A 17,041-nucleotide genomic window follows, 5' to 3' on the forward strand; every position below is an offset into this window, starting at 1 on the left:
ATGGGCGCATTCACCACTGAGCCTCAGCGGCAGGTGGTGAACCACGCTGGTGGGTTCCACCAGGACAGTCTGACAGTTACTCCATTGTCAGCATTGTTGTTTTCTTTCTGGCCTTTCTTTTGGTCGTGCATCTTTATTCCCGCTTTGACCGCTATGCGGAACACAAAGCAAAGGGAACACCGCTTCGCACCACAGTGCCGGTGATGCTGACCGTGGCCCTTGCTTATGAAGTGATGCCAGCTTTGTCTCACTTCAGCATTTTGCTTCCGACTGCGCTGATCCTCACAGCAATCGCACGTGATTTCATGCTGTGGTGGAACCCGAAGATGCAGGAGGCGGAAAAATGATTGAGCTTCTCGTTACTTCTTTTCCCTTCGTCCTGCGGGTCTGGTACCTGCGTTGGAAGGGGATCCCGGTCACCCTGTACAACGTGCATTATGCCTTGGTTTTATGGGTGTTCATGCTCTCGCTGTCTTCTTTGCGGTGTTCTACTACTACCCAAAGTCGTTCACAGGCATCGTGCCCTTCAAAACAGTTCCGGTTGTTGCTGAAAACGGCGGAACAGTCACCGAAGTCTTCGTAACCGGTGGTGATCGTGTCAAAGTTGGCGACCCTTTGTTCAGCACGGAAAGTGCGATGGAACAGGCCAAGGTTGATCACGCCAACCGCAAGATTGACGAGATCAAAAGCGCCATCAAAGCAGCGCATTTGGAAGTGGAAACAGCAGATGCTGCCTTGGATGCCGCCAAAACTGGCCTCAATCAGGCTGAAATGACACTGGCTGATCATGAAGAGCTTAAGATGAAAAATTCTGCAGCCTTCCAGCGTGCCCGATTGGAACGTGCCATCTCTCAGCGAGACACCAGCGTGGCTGATGTGAAAGCAGCAAAGGCAAAACTGGAAGCGGCAAAAGTACAGGCGTACTCCACTCTTCCATCCCAGCTGGCAAGCGCAAAAGCTACTCTTGAGCAGGCTGAAATCGAACTGAAAAAGACACGAGTTTACAGTCTGGTAGATGGTGTGGTTGAGCAAGTTACCCTGCATGTTGGAGCACGAGCTGCTCAGGCCGCGATGGCCCCGGCGATGGTGATCATCCCGGACCGGACCCAGAAGGAAGGCTCCAGAGTGGTTGCAGGTTTCTCCCAAGTGTCCCGAACCGAACTTTACGAAGGCATGGCAGCTGAGATCGCTTGTGAGAGCAACTTCAACATCGCAATGTACCACACAGTTCTGCCAGCCCGGATCACACGGATCCAGAAGTCAATCTCCGCTGGTCAGATGGCTCCGTCTGGAAGACTGATGGAACCGGGAGAACGCGCAAAACGTGGTCAGGTCGTCGCTCACCTCGATCTGGTTTACCCCGAACACCAGAAGTATCTGGTTCCTGGCAGCGGATGCATTGTGCAAGCCTACACAACAGACCTGAAAGGTGACATGGCAGGCGGTTTTACATCCCACGTGATCTCAGCCCTCGGCGTTATCAAGCAGTCGGCCTGCGCGTTAAAGCATGGCTTGGGCTGGCGATGGGAATTGGTCTGGCAGGATCTGCTCACTAAGAGCAAGCGAGCTAACAAAGTCAAAACAATCAAGTTTCTCCCGAAGACGGAAAGCAAACCGATCAAGCAGACATGGATCCGGACTGGTTCCGCTCGGGAGTATCACAGAAGAGAGCAGCCTAACTGGCAATCTGAGTAACCCGTTCTCTTCATCAAAACCCACGGTCCCATACGAGAGGTTCTTTGCAGAGAATCCCAAAGCGCAGAGAGCCTCTCGGGACCACCCAAACAAAAAGAAGAAGAAAAATGAACGTTAAAGCCCTGACAATCGCAGCAGTCGCCCTCTCCGTTGGTTACACAGTTGACTATAACCCAAGACCGTCTCAGCCGGGCACCAAGTCCATCTCACCAATCTCCTTCAAAGTGAGCGAAGCCAATGCCCAGACGGCCTCACAAAACGCCGCTCGCCGGACAGCACGCCGCACATCCCGCCGGGTTAACCGCCGCCACAACATCGCAGGCTGTACCCCATATAACGGCTACTACAACTGCGGCGGCACGTATTATCAGGCCATCACCGAAGACGGCAAAACAGTTTATGTGGTTGTAAATCCATAAGGGAGATTACCGTCCCTCCCAGATGTCCCACCGTCCTGACATCATGGAAGCCCAACCACAAAAGGCCTCTCACCACGAGAGGCCTTTTTTCGTGCGTGTGGAACGTTGAGGTGTCTTAAAACGAGCATGTTGCTCTCTTAGTTTCCAGCTTTGACAGGTTGAAAAACTCGGCTTTAGTATGCGTGGTGAGAGTTGATGGAGGGGTGTTGGAATGGTGGTGGATGATGTTGAAGGGCTTTGGGAGAGGCTTGAGGGGGAGGAACTTCGCGGGGTTTTTATTGGGCTGAACCGGGAACTGGTTGAGGAACTGGTTGTGGCGGCGCAGGTGCGGCGGGCTTCTGGTGAGAAACTGAGCGCAATTGATGGAGAACTGGTTGCGATCAAAGGGAATATCGCGCTGAAAGGGCGGGAGACGACGGCCGGATCGGTGGCGTATTCTACTGAAGTTGAGGATGAGCATGCGCTGGTGGTGCAGCGGGTGATTGAGGCGGGCGGCATCCCCATTGGCCCTGCGAACCTGGCTGAGTTCGCCTATACTGGTATTGGCCTTAATCCGCATTATGGTAATGCGCCCAATGGGTTGGACCGCGCGCGGGTGCCGGGTGGGTCATCTTCGGGCAGTGCGGCGGCGATTTCCAATGGTGTTTGTGATCTGGCGATTGGCAGTGATACCTCTGGTTCAACGCGTGTGCCTGCCGCCTTTCAAGGCATCTGCGGGTATCGGGCGACTATGGGGCGCTATCCCATGGACGGTGTTGTGCCGCTTGGGGCAAGCCTTGATGTGCTTGGACCCATGGCGCGAACCGTTGAGGGCATCTGCGCTTTGGATGCGGTGATGTGCGGCAAGCATTCCACTCATGATACGACGGCAGAAGATCGTGCATTTCGCCTTGTTGTGCCGGATCTGGATGATCTGGGCATCTCCGCTGAGATCATGGAGATGTTTGAGCATAGTATTGATACGCTTTCAGCGGCTGGCATCCAGATTGTGCGGAGAGATTTGCGGCCAATTCTGAAAGCACATTTGCTGTTTGCGGAGCATGGAACGCTGGTGAGCGTGGAAGCGCGGGAGCAAATTGCGCAGTATGTAGACGTGAGCAAGGACAAGATCGATCCGCAGATCAAAGCCCGTCTGGAGCGAGCCTTGCCTATGACGCCGAAGAAGCTGGCGTATTTGCGCCGGCAGCGGGCGGTGCTTCAGTCCGAGATTGAAGTGCAGTTGAAAGGTGACCTGCTATTGATGCCGACAGTGCCAGATGTGCCGCCTCTGATCTCTGAAGTGGAAGAGAGCGTTGAGGCGTTTCAGGAAGCGAATGCGCTGGCCTTGCGGCTGACTATGATCACCGCGTTCCTCAACATGCCATCCCTGGCTCTGCCGGTTGATTTGGAAAAGCCATCTCACAGCATCTCCATTTGCGGGGCTGCTGCGCAGGATGAGCTGGTGCTGGCGGCTGGGTGTGCCGTGGAGCGCGTGCTGCGATAGCGTTGAAGCCACGCGCTCCATGATCAGGCACTCTGCTTTCTCATGGAGGCGGTGGTTTGGTTAGACCGTTTCTGTTTGGTCCGACGAGGCCCAAACTTCGACCGGATGTTCTGATCCATCGGAGACTTCATAGAAGGTCTCTGTGATCTGTCCATCAAGGGTCAGCTTGATGAGGACTAAGTCATTGAATTTACTCGCTTAGGAGAGCTGGATTCAGCTAAATGCTTCGGTAAAGAAGATGAGTTTGTTTCTGTCCAGATCTCTCACATAAGCGGAGAAGTAAGGGCCGCGCTGGTTTGGTTCGCCTTCATCACTTCCGCCCAGCTCAATGGCCAGTTTGTGGAGCCGTTTGACTTCATCGGTAGAGCCTACCCCAAAGCCGACCATGGTGCCGTTTCCGTTTGTCGCGGGCTTGCCGTCAATGGGCAGAGCAGTCGCAAAAGCGAACTCCTCGTTCTGCCAATAGGTCAGCCTGTCTGTCTCGGCAATGCGCTTTGGTCCAGCTTGCTCAAAGAGGGAGTCATAGAACTTTGTTGAGGCGGCGCGGTCGTTGGTGCCTACTGTGAAATAACCAATTTTCATCGTGTGTTTCCTATGTGTTGTACTCAGGTCACCTCGACTTTATTGACAAATAGGACATTTAATGTCCTATTTTTTCGATGGCAGGTACAAATTCAAATGGCAGATTAAGACGGATGGAGTTGCTGGCTGTTCAGCTTAAGCAAGAGGAGCTTTGCACGGTCAAAGATCTGGCGCTTCAGCATGGGGTTAGCGAACGGACGATCACCCGAGATCTTCAGCTGATGCGGGAGCAGGGTTTGCCCATTGATGCGGATCGCGGTCGTGGGGGCGGCGTTCGTCTGGACCGCAACTGGGGCGTTGGCCGGATGAATCTGGCTTACCCGGAGGCGGTGGATCTGCTGATCAGCATCGCGGTGGCAGAGCAGATGGACTCGCCCATGTTTCTGGCGAGCCTCGGTTCTGTTCGGCGGCAGCTGGTGGCGTCGTTCTCACCGGAAAAGCGGCATAAGGTGAACCGGCTGAAGGCGCGTATCCTGATAGGCTCCACAGCCTCCACCTATGTGCAGCGGACGATCAACCCGCCGCCCAAGCGTGTCGTGCAAGCACTGCATCAGGCGTTCATTGATCAGGGTAGTTTGGTCATCAAGTACCAGCGTGAAGATCTGGCAGAATCCAAACGTACCATCGAACCGCACTACCTGATGCTCAACTATCCGGTTTGGTATGTGATCGCATTTGACCATCTGAGGAACGGGCCGCGGACATTTCGGGCAGACCGGATTTTATCCGCTGACATGACCGGAGAGCACTTTCGTCTGTTGCCGAAGGATGCGTTTCAGGAGACTTTGGACAGAAACGGTCTCCTGATATGATTGCCCTGTCATTTAACGTAGGAACGCAGATTTCGCGTAAAAAACGCAAAACTGCGCAAAATCGCGCAAGCTGTTCGTTCTGTCATGCATTCATGAGAAAATTTCCGTCTCAGAGCGATGGTAAGCTGATCCCCCTACTTGAAAGACCTCATATACTCGATAAAATCTCTCAGCAATTTTAAGCATTTGTCGTTCCAGAGGATGATCCATGAAACTATTACATTCCTGCGTGGCTGCTGCAGCACTTGTCGCGTTTTCATTCAGTGCTCAGGCAGAAACCCGTGTTACTTATAAGTCAGCAAAAACCTCATCCTCTTATTACCAGATGGCGGTTCAGATTGCCGAAGCGATGAAGGAAGCTTCTAACGGGGATATCATCGTCACTGTTGAAGAAAGTCAGGGTTCTGTTCAGAACGTGATGGAAGCTGCCGTTCGTCCTGGCAACTACGTTTTCACCACTCCGCCAGTGCTGGTTAAGCTCGCCAAGGGCGGCAAGGCAATGTTTGAAAAGCGCGCCAATCCAAAGTTGGGTGAAATCCGTGCGCTGTTCCCAATCCCGTCTCTGACCATGCACTTCGTGGTTGGCGAAGACAGTGGTATTGAGAGCTTTGCTGACATGAAGGGTAAGAAGATCCTCATCGGTAAAGGCTCCTTTGGTGCGAAAGAAGGCGCTAAGTACCTGAAACTGTTTGGTCTTGAAGGTCAGGTGGAACTGGCAGACGTGGAACTTTCCAACGCTGTGCCTGCGCTGAAAAACGGCCAGATTGATGGCTTCGTGACTGCAGGGTCTTACCCGGCACCAAACGTGATTGAAGCGGCTGCGGGTACCGGCGTGAATGTTCTGTCGCTTTCAGATGATCAGATCGCTCAAACCAAGCGCACCAAACTGGTGATCCCGGCTGGCACTTATGCTGGTCAGGATGCTGACATCACAACAACCTCTCTGCCAGTGGTGGCTTACACTACAACGCAGATGGATGATGATACCGCCTACGCGCTGACCAAGAGCTTCTGGGATCAGAAAGCAAAAATGGGCAAGGGCGCAGCATGGTGGAACGGCGTGGACAAGGATCTGCTGAGCAACATCAGCGGCAAGATCCATCCGGGCGCGTTGAAGTTCTACGATGAAGTTGGTTACACCATCACCGACGCGCAGCGCTAAGCGCATTCATTTCATCAAACATTCAGGCCCGGAGTACACTTCGGGCCTTTCTCTTTCTAGGTTATTTCGTTGAATAGAATTCACCGTTCCATCTGGCTGGTGCTCGGTCTGGCCACCGTGCTGTTTCATCTGGGGCTGATCTTCTCCGGTCTGGTTCCCAATCTGGTCAGCCGTCCTTTGCATATGGCCTTGGCTCTGCCATGGGCGCTGATCCTGATGGCACGTAATCCCCTCGAGAAGGTGACGGGTTATGTGCTCACGGCCTTCGGTGTGTTCGCCGCTGGCTGGATTGCGTGGAACCACTCTGCCCTTGGCGATCAGTATGGCTATCTTATTGATGACTTTCAGGTTTATCTGGCCCTCGGCCTGCTGATCACGGTGCTGGAAATGGCGCGACGAGCCATCGGTTGGCCGCTGCCGCTGGTGGCTTTGATCGCGCTGGCCTATGGCATGTTTGGGCAACATATCCCCGGTGAGTTTGGCTACGCTGGCGTTCCGCTGGAAAGTTTCCTCGGCACCATGACCATCGCCGAAGGGGGATTATGGGGCAAGCTGACGGGAGTATCTGTTGGTGTTGTCGCCATCTTCGTGATCTTCGGCGCGTTCCTCAATGCCGGTGAAGCAGGCGCTGGATTCATGAATGTGGCCGCTGCGGCTGCTGGCAAGCTGAAAGGCGGAACGGCAAAAGTTTCAGTGATTTCATCGGCTTTGTTCGGGTCCATCTCCGGCTCTGCGTCTGCCAACGTGGCCTCTACCGGTGCAATCACATTGCCCGCTATGACCAAGCTGGGTTATCCGCGCGCACTTGCCGCCGCCGTGGAAGCTGTTGCTTCCTCAGGGGGACAAATCATGCCGCCGCTGATGGGGGCAGGGGCGTTTGTCATGGTGGAGCTGACCGGCGTGCCGTACACCGGCATTATGGCTGCTGCGATTTTGCCCGCATTCCTGTACTTCTTCGCGGTCTGGATGGGGATTAATGCCTTTGCCCGGCGCTACGACCTGAAGGGATTAGCGCCAGAAGATCAGCCGGATACGCGCTCGGTTATCATCACGTCGCTGTTCTTCCTCGTGCCATTTACGGTGCTGCTCTGGGCCATGTTCGTGCTGGGTTATACCCCTCAGTATGCGGCGTGCCTGTCCATTATGGTGGCTGTGGCGCTGCTGCTGATCGACAAGAACTTCAAGCTGGATCTGCGGAAAATCGGTGCGCGCTATGAGCAGGCGCTGATGAACTCCGGCAAGCAGGTGGCGATGATCGCCTCGATTATCCTCTGCGCTCCATCATCATCGGCACACTGGGCGTGACGGGACTTGGGGTGAAGATCACCTCACTTATCCTCTCCGGCTCCGGCGGCATGTTGTGGCCCGCACTGCTGCTGACAGCACTGGCTTGCATGGTATTAGGCATGGAAGTGCCAACAACAGCGGCCTATGTGATCTGCGTTTCCGTTGCTGGTCCAGCGCTGATTGATATCGGGCTGGAGCCGCTTCAGGCGCACTTGTTCGTGTTCTGGTTTGCGCTTTTATCCACCATCACCCCTCCAGTCTGCGGGGCGGTGTTTATCGCCGCTGGCATGGTCAATGAGAACTGGCTGAAGGTGGCGTTGTTCGCCATGGCGCTGGGGATCGGCCTCTATCTTATACCATTGGGAATGATAGCAAATCCGACGCTGATCACTCTGGTGAGCTCACCAGCCTGGTCGCTGCTGGCAACGGTGAAAGTGGGGCTTGCGCTCTCTGCGATTTCCTATGGCGTTATCGCACCGTTTTCGCCACTTATTCGCGGTGGGCTGATTGGCGGCGGCGGGGTGCTGCTGTTCATCTGAGCACAATAAAAAACAGGCGCTGCTCTGGGTGAACAGCGCCTGCAAGTTTTGCTAACTCATTGACTACTCGGGAGATTAGGCGAACTGAGTTAGATTGGTGAGGTCCAGAACCTCATCAAAAACCTGTGGGGCAGCGCCCAAAACAGGATACGGGGCGCTTGGGTTCTCAGCGACCGGAAATGGGAGAATTTTTCCGCCAGCTTCTTCGATAAGGCAGTATGCAGCCATGCAGTCCCAGGCAGACATGCGCGGCTCAACGTAGCCAACCAAGCGCCCCGCAGCGACCCATGCCAACATTAATGCACCGGAGCCATAACGAGTGTAGCTCACGCCTGCGGACATAAGGTCTTCGAACATTTTACCGACCTGCGCAGGTGCCACGCGATCATTCGCGCCCACGCCCAGCATGCCAGTCTGCAGGTTAAATCGATCGGTCACCCGTACAGGGGAACCGTTGAGAGTGGTGCCTTTGCCGCGCATGGCCGCAAAGCGCTCCTTGAGGACCGGAACATCGATAATGCCGATGGCGGCACCGTCTTTGTCCATGACGGCGATGCATACGCACCACCCCGGTAAGCCATTGAGAAAAGGAGCAGTTCCGTCAATTGGATCGATGACCCAGGTGTAGCCGGTTGTTCCTTCTACGAAGCCGAATTCCTCACCGAGCAATGCATCCTCAGGAAAATGCTCGGCGATCAGAACGCGGATTTTCTGCTCCACAGCCTTGTCAGCTTCTGAAACGACATCCTGAGGATGCCGCTTCGTGTCGATGTTCAGATCACCACGATTGGCGAAGTGCTCAAGCGCGAGCACAGACGCTTCATCAGCCATTTTCTGGGCTGCGTTGAAGCGTTTTTTCAGCTCTGCAGCTTGGTCTAGAACGGCATCTGTCAACATTACTTACCGCCAATCAGTGCAAGACCGCGTGCATCAAAATCGATGCCAACAGAGGTTCCGTTGCCGAGCAGTTCATCGGTGTTGTTGTCAATCACGAACAGCTGGCCGAGATCGCTGAGCACTTCGTACTGGAAGTGATCCCCCAGATAAGCCGCGCTCTTGATCTTGCCGGTCAGACCGCCGTTCACGTCTTTGCTCAGCTTAATGGAGTTCGCCCGCGCTGCCAGCTTACCCTTACCAACGCTATGGTTCCGACTGCGCAGGTCAAAGCCTTTGCCACCAACAACAACATTCGCGGTGTCTGCATTCACAGCGCTGATGTCACAATCGAGAATGTTCGCTTCACCAATAAAGTCCGCGATGAACTCAGAAGCTGGGCTTTCGTAGAGCTCGTAAGGCGTACCGTCCTGCTCGATGATGCCGTCGCGCATAACCACGATACGGTCGGAAACAGCAAGCGCTTCTTCCTGGTCGTGGGTTACGTAAACGGCTGTGAAATCAAGGCGCTGCTGGATTTCACGGATCTCGGTACGTACCAGACGGCGCAGGCGGGCGTCCAGGTTGGACAGTGGCTCATCGAGCAGCAGAACCTGTGGCTCCAGAACGAGTGCGCGCGCCACAGCTACACGCTGCTGCTGACCACCGGAAAGCTCGGAAGGAAGACGCGGTGCCTTTTCCCGGAGGCCTACAAGGTCCAGCCCTTTCAGAGCCATCTCTTCTGCATCTTTGAAGCCACTGGACTCCAGACCGTACTTCACGTTCTCCAGCACAGTCATGTGCGGGAACAGAGCGTAGGACTGGAACACCATGGAAACGTCACGCTGGTTTGGTGGAAGACGGGTAACGTCATCCCCCCCAATCATGATGCGACCAGATGTTGGGGTCTCCAACCCTGCAATCATGCGCAGGGTTGTTGTCTTGCCACATCCGGATGGCCCCAGAAGGGTTACCAGCTGGCCCGGTTCAATAACCAGATTGAGATCCGGGATTGCAGTAAAGTCGCCGTAGTTTTTGCCGACATTTTCGAAGCGGACCTGACCAAATTTTGCATGTGTCATGCTGCGGCTTCCTTCAGTTTACCCTGAGCAGGAGATTTTTGAGTAGTTTCTGGACGACGGAGTTTTCTTTCACCAACCAGCAGCTGGAAGATGAGAATGACGGTGACCATCACGAAGATGAGGACGGAGCTGTAGGCAATCGCCACGCCGTATTCGCCGTTTTCAACCAGACCGACCACATAGGCCGTCGCCATGTTGTATTTTGCGCTCACAAGGAAAATGACCGCAGAGATGGATGTGATTGCACGCACGAAGCTGTAAACCAGAGCCGCCTGAATGGCTGGACGCAGCAGCGGCAGGATCACTTTCTTCAGTGTGCGTGCACTGTTTGCGCCCAGAGTCAGGGATGCTTCATCCAAGTTCTTATCCAGCTGGGACATCGCTGCCACACCGCCGCGTACACCCACAGGCATGTTACGGAACACGAAGCAGAAGATCAGGATCAGAGCTGTACCGGTCATCTGCAGCGGTGGCAGGTTGAACGCGAGGATGTAGCTGATACCAATCACGGTGCCCGGAATTGCGAAGCTCATCATCAGACCGAATTCAAAGGCGGATTTGCCTGGGAAGTCCTGACGAACGATGAGCCATGCGGACAGGATGCCAACTGCAGCGGTCAGTGGAGCTGCTGCAAGCGCGATCCACATTGTGGTCCAGAAGCTGTTCCACGCAACGCCAGTGAAGGCAAAGCCGTTTTCGAACGAGATGGAGAATGCGGTGATGTAGTGCGCCAGCGTGACGCTGTGGTCCAGACCCCAGACTTTCACGAAGCCGCCGAACAGGATCAAGCCGTAAACTGCAACAGTGAACAGGCTCCACAGGGCAACGATTGTGCCGACTGGGATAGAGATACGCTTTGGCAGTTTCGCATAGCGGCCACCATCACCCTTACCGGTCACAGTCGCGAAGTTACGCTTACCAAGCCACATACGCTGCGCAAAGAATGCAGAGAGTGTGAAGCCAAGCAGGATGATCGCCAGAACAGCTGCGCGGGATGGATCGCTCTGCGCACCAACAACCGCGAAGAAGATTTCAGTTGAAAGCACGCCGCCATTGCCGCCCAGAACCATCGGGTTACCGAAGTCAGCCATGGACTCGATGAAGCCGATCAGGAAGGCGTTTGCCAGGCCGGGAGCCATCAGCGGCAGGGACACTTTGCGGAAGGTTCTCCAGCGGCCAGAACGCATGGTCTGACTTGCTTCTTCCAGTGACGGGCTGATGCCTTCAACAACACCAACCAGAACGAGGAAGGAGATTGGCGTGAAGCTGAGCATCTGCGCAATCCAGATACCTGGCAGACCGTAAATCCAGCGGCCCAGCTCAAGTCCGGTTGCAGCTTCAATAGCTTCAGTAACAAAACCTGTACGGCCCAGCATCAGTGTCAGGGACAGACCAATCACGAATGGAGGGGTGATGATTGGCAGAATGCTGAGGATGCGCAGACCTTTGCGGAATGGCATCTGCGTACGTGTCACGATCAGCGCGAAGGCAAGACCCAGCAGGGTAGAACCAGCAGCTGTCGCAAGAGCAAGGAACAGTGTGCGCCATGCGATGCCACAGGACTTGCCAGCCAGACAGCCGAGTGACCAGATCTGCGGATCAACGATGTTGCGGGCCACACCATCTGTCGAGAAGTTGCCGCGGAAATCCTGAAAGGCGCCGGCGAACATGGACAGAATTGGATAGAAAACAAAGGTCGCTACAAGCAGGATCAAAAGGGAGACGGCAGTCAGAACGATTGCGTCGCCTTTGAGAGCGCCCTTTTCAGCAAGACCAAATGAAATGAAAGTGGTGAATGTGAGAGCAAGAAGAACCGCACCGGCACCGAACGCAGGCTGACCATCTACCTGGCCAAACATTGCCTCCAGCACGCTCCAGTTCCAGCCGCGCAGGCCGATGGAGAGACCTTCCAGCACCATCCAGAACAAGCCCAGAGCACCGATTATGGCAATGGTTTTGCCACGGCGACCCGGCTTAGCCTTCAAGCGCAGATAACCTGCAGCACCAACAAGAACAAACACTGGGAGCAATTGCAGCTTTCCAAGGAAAAGCTGGAAAAAGCCCGGCCAATAGCGCTCTTTGCTCAGGAAATCCAGAACCCATTCGCCGCCAAAAAAGCCGCTGCGAATGTGGAACCAAGGCAATATAAACAACCCAAGGACGCCGCATATGAGTGCGAGGTCCAGCCGACGATTTTCATTTGTCATTTGGAAAGAACCAGATTTTTTGGGGAAACGGGGCAGGCTTCAGCCCGCCCCGATCTCAATCAGTTTGCAGCAGCGCCAACTTCCATGTCCCAGCGTGCCAGCAGGTTTCTGCGGCGGTCGCTGCTTCCGTATTCAGCAAAATCGTAGTCGATCAGACGTACGTTTTCGAGCTTCGGAGCTGCTTCTGGCTGAGTAGAACCCTTGTTGGATGGGATCTGGTAGGAACCAGTTTCAGCCATCAGGTTCTGTGCTTCTGGGGTGAGCACCCAATCGTAGAATACTTTTGCAGCATCTGGGTTTGGCGAACCATCGATGAGAGACATGGAGCCGATTTCGTAACCGGTGCCTTCACATGGAGCGACAACCTCGATTGGGAAGCCTGCTTCTGCCTGCTTTACAGCGTCGTGCATGAACACGATGCCGAGGCCTGCTTCACCGCGGGCTGCAGCCTTAACAGGTGCGGAGCCAGACTTGGTGTACTGTGAAACGTTCTTGCCCAGAGCCAATAGGTATTCAAAGGCTTCTTCTTCACCCATCAGCTGAACGAGAGTAGCAAGCGCGGTGTAAGCAGTGCCGGAAGAGTTAGGATCTGCGATAGAGATCTCACCCTTCAGAGCAGGGTTGAGCAGGTCGGACCAGCACTTAGGACCTTCAATGCCCTTTTTCGCGAGGATCTCTTTGTTGTAACCCCAGCCAAGTGCGCCGGAGTACACGCCTACTGTGCGGTAGCCGGAAGTTTCTGCCTGAGCAACAGCCCATGGAAGAAGTTCTTCAAGCATTGGCGACTTGTAAGCCACTGAGAGCTGATCGTTTGCTGCCTGCAGATGCGGATCACCGGTACCACCCCACCATACGTCCGTCTGCGGATTGCGAGCTTCTGCACGGATCTTTGCATAAGCTTCACCTGAAGAAAGACGGATCATGCTGACGTCAGTACCTGTCTTTTCTTCAAACTTTGCTGCGAGCTTTTCACAAAGTGCGTTGTCAGCAGAGCAGATCATGCTCAGTTCATCTGCTGAAGCTGCGCTTGCACCTGCACCCACAATAAGGGTTGCACCCAACAAAGCTGTCTTAATGGATTTCATAATAACTCCTCCCAAACACGTTGTGTACACGTGTACATAATATAGTCGGCTAAATTTTTGCAATGTCAACTTTATTCCAAGAAAGACTAATTTATTTTATGGATATTTCCTGATATGGAGATGCAACCGTGTACAAAAATCAGCGAAATTTGATGTCGGAAAAAGTGTCTTCAAGAAAGCAGCAGGTCAGGGCTGAGGACGTGGCGCGCCACGCAGGTGTCTCCCGTGTTTCAGTGTCCAGAACCTTCACTCCGGGGGCCAGTGTTTCCGCCGCTACACGCGCTAAGGTATTGAAATCCGCAGAAATACTAGGGTACCGCGTAAACCGCCTCGCAAGCAGCCTCAACCGCTCGGAGAGTGGCATCGTGGCGCTCATCGCAGCCGAGATTGATACGCCGCACCGCTCTGCGATGATCGCTGAACTTTCTGACAAGCTACAGGCCGCTGGTAAGGTAACAATGCTTATCAACACCAGTGGATATGAGGAGCGTGTGAAGGATGCTTTGCTGCAAGCAATCAGTTTTCGCACAGAAGCAGCGATTATTTTGTCTGGTGCACCGGACCCTTCCTTAGCCGACACATGTTTTAGCAATGGCATGAAGCTGGTACTGATCAACCGTGAGGAAGACTTTCCTGGTTCTCTGCAGATTGGGCCGGATAACAGGGCGGCTGGCAAGACTGCGCTGAAGGCTCTTTTGCGTGCAGGATGCAAGCGAATCGCCCTTGCTAACTCCGCAAATGCCACCTGGAGCATCCTTGAACGCCAGAAAGGCTTTGTGGATGCCGCTGACGAAGCAGGGGTTGAGGTTCTGAGCGAAGTGGGCGGCCTCACGTCCTATCAGGCCGGTCTGGAACTGGGCACTGCACTGCTGGATAGGGAAGACCGCCCAGATGGCATTTTCTGTACAACTGACCTGATTGCCTGCGGTGTGATTGATGCTGCACGCCAACGCTTTGGCCTGCGCACACCAGACGATCTTTCTGTCATTGGCTTTGATGATATCGCGCAGGCAGAGTGGGAAGGCTATGACCTGACCACCTTCGCGCAGCCAACGGATCAGATCATCGAGAAGTGTCTGGAATGGTGCACCACAGAGCAGCCGGAGACTGAGACGGTGAAACTGCCTGCCAAGTTTGTTTGGCGCAATAGCGTGCAGAAAGCACGCATCCCGTTGAAGTAAGAAAGATCAGGCTTGCGGCGCGAGCCTGACGTGCTCATAGGCCTCATAAAACTCTGCGAACATCTGCTGAATGCCCCGCATCGGAACCCCAAGGCTGTCACGCTTGCTGAAGTCAAAGCGTGTCGGTGGTTCCGGGTCTTTGCCTAGCGGAGCAGGGAGTGCCTCCAGCGGCACGTACTCCGCAATCTCTTGATAAATCCGTGCCCAGCTCCAGCTTCCGCTGAGTGCAAAGTATCGGCCTGCGGCCTTTGGATTCTCCAGTGCAGCCAAGGACATCTTCGCCAGATTATCTGGTGAGGTCAGCGACATAGAGCCTGCTGGAACTGTGCTGTGCCAACCAGTTTTGCCGTGACGCAGTTTTGCAAGAAAACTGAGAACATGGCCTTTCAGGTGGGATGGCAGGAGCGGAGCACCGACCATCATGCTTGGCAAAAACGTGCAGAGCCGCATGCCATGCTCTTCGGTGAAGGCTTCTGCGGTTGCCTCCATCACGATCTTTTGGGCCTGAGCATATTTCCTTTGCTGGATCTGCATCTCAGCGTCAGAAATGTCTCTGTCCTCGTGTTTTTCAAAGGATGGTGTGGCTGGCTCTGCAGAAGCGGTGCTGGAGCAAAGAACAGCGGTCTTTGCACCTTGTCTCTGCGCGGCTCTCAGAATGTTCAGGCAGGCTTGTTCTGCAGGGCGGATGATTTCGCTCATGCCGCGATCGCGATCCAGCTCGGCAGCAGGTGTTCCATCGGCTCCATGTTTGAGCGTTGGAATGCAGGTGATGAACACGGCGTCAGCCTGCGTTAAGGGCGCATCGAAGCTCTCAGACACTGAGTTATCTGCCGAAAACAGGTGAAGTCGCTCTGCTGCACCGGGCAAACGCATCAAACCGCTGACTTTATCGAGTTGGGAAATGTCGCGCAGGGTGCCGTTGACGCGGTAGCCGCGAGCAAGGGCTTCTTTGACCATATAGGCCCCGGCCAACCCGCTGGCGCCTGCTATGCAAATGGTTTTGACTTCCGCTTTCGACATCAAACCCTCCAGATCCAGCAGCCTCGCGGCTCTTGCTGAGCGGAACTGTGCCAGCACTACATTTTCATTGCACATCGGAAGTTCTGAGGCTGGGTATCAGAGTTGCTGAGGGCACGTCCTCAAGAAACCTGAGGAGAGCAATTCAAAGAAACAATTGGAATATCCGGCCTGATTTGAGGTCATCTGACCCCAGAAAAAGACACCGCGCGATGAGCTGGCTGAGCTGTACAACAACCTCCCCTAGGGTTCAGCAGACTCCGCAATGACGCCAATCGCGCGGGACCTCCATCATTTTGAAATGAATTTCTACAGAGAGGATATTTCCATGGTCACCAATGAGACCCCCGACAAGGCCCGTATTTTGATCGGCGCCAGCGCATCTCTGGATGCAACACTGCTGCCCAACTATCTGCGCGAAATCAAGAATTCGATTGATTGCACGCTCACCGCCATGTTCACCCCCAATGCCATCAACTTTGTGAACATGGACAGCATCGCGCTGTTTGTGGATCGGATGATTTGCGGTGATGATCCGAAGGACTGGGCGACAGACAAGCCAGGCCGTATTGCAGCGGAACATGACATACTCGCCGTCATGCCAGCCACTGCGAACACGCTCTCTGCCGTGGCGCATGGTTCTTCCCTGAACCGCCTGACCACAGTCATTCTGGCAGCGGAGTTCCCTGTGCTGTTCTTCCCGGTGATGGGCGGTCCAATGTGGAAGAAGGCCTCTGTGAAACGCAACGTGGCTCAGATCCGTGAGGATGGCTATGAGGTGTGTGATCCGGTATGGCGCGAGAATTTTGATCCGCATATGGGCAAGATCCACGGCCACCAATCACTACCTGATCCTGAGGTGGTGGTAGAGCAGATCAAAAAGCACCTGCCGCAGTATCAGGTGCGTAGAGAACTTGAGCTCAGTTAAGAGCTGTATGTGACCAACAAAAAGCCCGCCGCTCCGAAGAACGGCGGGCTTTCTCGTGATCCTGAAACTATCAGGATGCAGAGGAAACAGGGGTCTCAACTGGTTTGAAAACCTTGGTTTGAATCCAAAACGCCACGTACATTCCCAATCCGAAAGAGAAATGCGTCATCAGGCTCTTCAGGCGGGCGAAGTCCGGGTTTGGCCGGTTGGAGGCCATGATGCCCGCGCCCAACGCTGGTTGCATGACGAAAAACGGAAACACAATCATGGCAACGCCAAACAGAATGGTCAGGATTAAAGAGGGTTTCTGTAACTGGCGTGTTCCGAAGATCATCACAAACGCGGCCACGAAAATGACGCCGATGATGTAATGCGCTGTCCAGCCAATGGCGCTTTCTCCCGCAATGGGAGCGGCCCGGCGGATACTTTCGTGCGTGAACTGCCCATCCAGCATATGCCCCATCCAGCGGCCCACGACCGAGAAATTGCTCTGCGGAATGCCAAAAAGACTATCTGCTGCAACGGCCCAGATATCCATGAAGAGCGTGGCGCCAATGCCAACAAAGAGAATGCGGAGTGCTAAACCTGTTCGATTTTCCATAGTACCTGTTCCTTTAGATCTGCGGGTGCTTTGCCGGAAGTGGCGCTTGCATGTGCTCCCTTTTCTGGGGTGAAAAAAAAGCAGGCCG

15 protein-coding genes and 1 pseudogene are annotated in these 17,041 nt (G+C 54.4%); 9 read left to right on the plus strand and 7 right to left on the minus strand.

What is annotated here, in order from left to right; translation table 11 throughout:
* Positions 1–119 precede the first annotated feature (119 nt).
* The 4 genes from JCM12308_RS13495 to JCM12308_RS13510 all read left to right on the plus strand — a co-directional run bounded on the left by JCM12308_RS13495 (position 120) and on the right by JCM12308_RS13510 (position 3,597).
* On the plus strand, positions 120–347 hold the full coding sequence (locus tag JCM12308_RS13495; RefSeq protein WP_128647401.1) for a hypothetical protein: 228 nt from the start codon (positions 120–122) through the stop codon (positions 345–347).
* 103 nt (positions 348–450) lie between these two features.
* Positions 451–1,695: an HlyD family secretion protein gene (locus JCM12308_RS13500; protein ID WP_208978565.1), complete on the plus strand. Its 1,245-nt coding sequence runs from the start codon at positions 451–453 to the stop codon at positions 1,693–1,695.
* Between the two features lie 107 nt (positions 1,696–1,802).
* Entirely contained in the window at positions 1,803–2,114 is a 312-nt protein-coding gene (locus JCM12308_RS13505; RefSeq protein WP_014284901.1) for a hypothetical protein, read from the plus strand.
* Positions 2,115–2,325: 211 nt separating this feature from the next.
* A complete protein-coding gene (locus tag JCM12308_RS13510; RefSeq protein WP_054784096.1) occupies positions 2,326–3,597 on the plus strand; it encodes an amidase family protein in 1,272 nt (423 codons plus the stop codon).
* 213 nt (positions 3,598–3,810) lie between these two features.
* On the opposite strand, the gene JCM12308_RS13515 is transcribed toward JCM12308_RS13510, so the two are convergent.
* Positions 3,811–4,179, minus strand: coding sequence for a VOC family protein (locus JCM12308_RS13515; protein WP_054784097.1), 369 nt, complete (start codon positions 4,177–4,179; stop codon positions 3,811–3,813).
* Between the two features lie 77 nt (positions 4,180–4,256).
* Here JCM12308_RS13515 and JCM12308_RS13520 point away from each other — a divergent pair, with 77 nt between their 5' ends.
* From JCM12308_RS13520 to JCM12308_RS13530, 3 genes and pseudogenes are all read left to right on the plus strand, one after another.
* Entirely contained in the window at positions 4,257–4,991 is a 735-nt protein-coding gene (locus tag JCM12308_RS13520; protein ID WP_208978566.1) for a helix-turn-helix transcriptional regulator, read from the plus strand.
* Positions 4,992–5,199: 208 nt separating this feature from the next.
* Positions 5,200–6,153 carry a TAXI family TRAP transporter solute-binding subunit gene (locus JCM12308_RS13525; protein ID WP_054784099.1) on the plus strand — a complete coding sequence of 318 codons (954 nt, stop codon included), beginning with the start codon at positions 5,200–5,202 and terminating at the stop codon, positions 6,151–6,153.
* Between the two features lie 69 nt (positions 6,154–6,222).
* Positions 6,223–7,979, plus strand: a pseudogene (locus JCM12308_RS13530) (TRAP transporter permease).
* 75 nt (positions 7,980–8,054) lie between these two features.
* Here JCM12308_RS13530 and JCM12308_RS13535 read toward each other — a convergent pair.
* From JCM12308_RS13535 to JCM12308_RS13550, 4 genes are read right to left on the minus strand one after another with little or no spacing between them, the layout of a single operon-like run.
* On the minus strand, positions 8,055–8,876 hold the full coding sequence (locus tag JCM12308_RS13535) for an inositol monophosphatase family protein (protein ID WP_054784100.1): 822 nt from the start codon (positions 8,874–8,876) through the stop codon (positions 8,055–8,057).
* Positions 8,876–9,934: an ABC transporter ATP-binding protein gene (locus JCM12308_RS13540; protein ID WP_054784101.1), complete on the minus strand. Its 1,059-nt coding sequence runs from the start codon at positions 9,932–9,934 to the stop codon at positions 8,876–8,878. Before JCM12308_RS13540 ends, JCM12308_RS13535 begins: the two co-directional genes overlap by 1 nt.
* Positions 9,931–12,141, minus strand: coding sequence for an ABC transporter permease (locus tag JCM12308_RS13545; protein WP_174519195.1), 2,211 nt, complete (start codon positions 12,139–12,141; stop codon positions 9,931–9,933). The genes JCM12308_RS13540 and JCM12308_RS13545 overlap by 4 nt, the downstream gene beginning before the upstream one ends.
* 59 nt (positions 12,142–12,200) lie before the next feature.
* A complete protein-coding gene (locus JCM12308_RS13550) occupies positions 12,201–13,217 on the minus strand; it encodes an ABC transporter substrate-binding protein (protein ID WP_488389902.1) in 1,017 nt (338 codons plus the stop codon).
* A gap of 161 nt (positions 13,218–13,378) precedes the next feature.
* On the opposite strand from JCM12308_RS13550, the gene JCM12308_RS13555 reads away from it, so the two are divergent.
* Positions 13,379–14,407 carry a LacI family DNA-binding transcriptional regulator gene (locus JCM12308_RS13555; RefSeq protein ID WP_054784103.1) on the plus strand — a complete coding sequence of 343 codons (1,029 nt, stop codon included), beginning with the start codon at positions 13,379–13,381 and terminating at the stop codon, positions 14,405–14,407.
* Positions 14,408–14,413: 6 nt separating this feature from the next.
* On the opposite strand, the gene JCM12308_RS13560 is transcribed toward JCM12308_RS13555, so the two are convergent.
* The gene (locus JCM12308_RS13560) at positions 14,414–15,427 is read right to left on the minus strand and encodes an NAD-dependent epimerase/dehydratase family protein (protein ID WP_208609209.1); all 1,014 of its coding nucleotides are present in this window, start codon (positions 15,425–15,427) and stop codon (positions 14,414–14,416) included.
* Positions 15,428–15,725: 298 nt separating this feature from the next.
* Between JCM12308_RS13560 and JCM12308_RS13565 the strand changes: the two genes are divergently transcribed.
* On the plus strand, positions 15,726–16,352 hold the full coding sequence (locus JCM12308_RS13565) for a flavoprotein (protein WP_083417366.1): 627 nt from the start codon (positions 15,726–15,728) through the stop codon (positions 16,350–16,352).
* Between the two features lie 70 nt (positions 16,353–16,422).
* Here the strand turns inward: JCM12308_RS13565 and JCM12308_RS13570 are convergent, their stop codons facing one another.
* Positions 16,423–16,953, minus strand: a complete 531-nt coding sequence (locus tag JCM12308_RS13570) for a DUF2938 domain-containing protein (protein ID WP_054784105.1) — start codon at positions 16,951–16,953, stop codon at positions 16,423–16,425.
* Between the last annotated feature and the right edge of the window lie 88 nt (positions 16,954–17,041).

Origin of the sequence: Pseudovibrio denitrificans JCM 12308, from assembly GCF_001310815.1 — a bacterium.
In the GTDB taxonomy this organism is placed as follows: domain Bacteria; phylum Pseudomonadota; class Alphaproteobacteria; order Rhizobiales; family Stappiaceae; genus Pseudovibrio; species Pseudovibrio denitrificans.

Excerpts from the sequence above, each read along its gene's own strand:
- JCM12308_RS13545 (WP_174519195.1), bottom strand. The coding sequence starts at position 12,141 with ATGACAAATGAAAATCGTCGGCTGGACCTCGCACTCATATGCGGCGTC.
- JCM12308_RS13510 (WP_054784096.1), top strand. The coding sequence starts at position 2,326 with ATGGTGGTGGATGATGTTGAAGGGCTTTGGGAGAGGCTTGAGGGGGAG.
- JCM12308_RS13555 (WP_054784103.1), top strand. The coding sequence starts at position 13,379 with ATGTCGGAAAAAGTGTCTTCAAGAAAGCAGCAGGTCAGGGCTGAGGAC.
- JCM12308_RS13565 (WP_083417366.1), top strand. The coding sequence starts at position 15,726 with ATGAATTTCTACAGAGAGGATATTTCCATGGTCACCAATGAGACCCCC.
- JCM12308_RS13540 (WP_054784101.1), bottom strand. The coding sequence starts at position 9,934 with ATGACACATGCAAAATTTGGTCAGGTCCGCTTCGAAAATGTCGGCAAA.
- JCM12308_RS13560 (WP_208609209.1), bottom strand. The coding sequence starts at position 15,427 with ATGTCGAAAGCGGAAGTCAAAACCATTTGCATAGCAGGCGCCAGCGGG.
- JCM12308_RS13535 (WP_054784100.1), bottom strand. The coding sequence starts at position 8,876 with ATGTTGACAGATGCCGTTCTAGACCAAGCTGCAGAGCTGAAAAAACGC.
- JCM12308_RS13505 (WP_014284901.1), top strand. The coding sequence starts at position 1,803 with ATGAACGTTAAAGCCCTGACAATCGCAGCAGTCGCCCTCTCCGTTGGT.
- JCM12308_RS13515 (WP_054784097.1), bottom strand. The coding sequence starts at position 4,179 with ATGAAAATTGGTTATTTCACAGTAGGCACCAACGACCGCGCCGCCTCA.
- JCM12308_RS13525 (WP_054784099.1), top strand. The coding sequence starts at position 5,200 with ATGAAACTATTACATTCCTGCGTGGCTGCTGCAGCACTTGTCGCGTTT.
- JCM12308_RS13500 (WP_208978565.1), top strand. The coding sequence starts at position 451 with ATGGGTGTTCATGCTCTCGCTGTCTTCTTTGCGGTGTTCTACTACTAC.
- JCM12308_RS13520 (WP_208978566.1), top strand. The coding sequence starts at position 4,257 with ATGGCAGGTACAAATTCAAATGGCAGATTAAGACGGATGGAGTTGCTG.
- JCM12308_RS13570 (WP_054784105.1), bottom strand. The coding sequence starts at position 16,953 with ATGGAAAATCGAACAGGTTTAGCACTCCGCATTCTCTTTGTTGGCATT.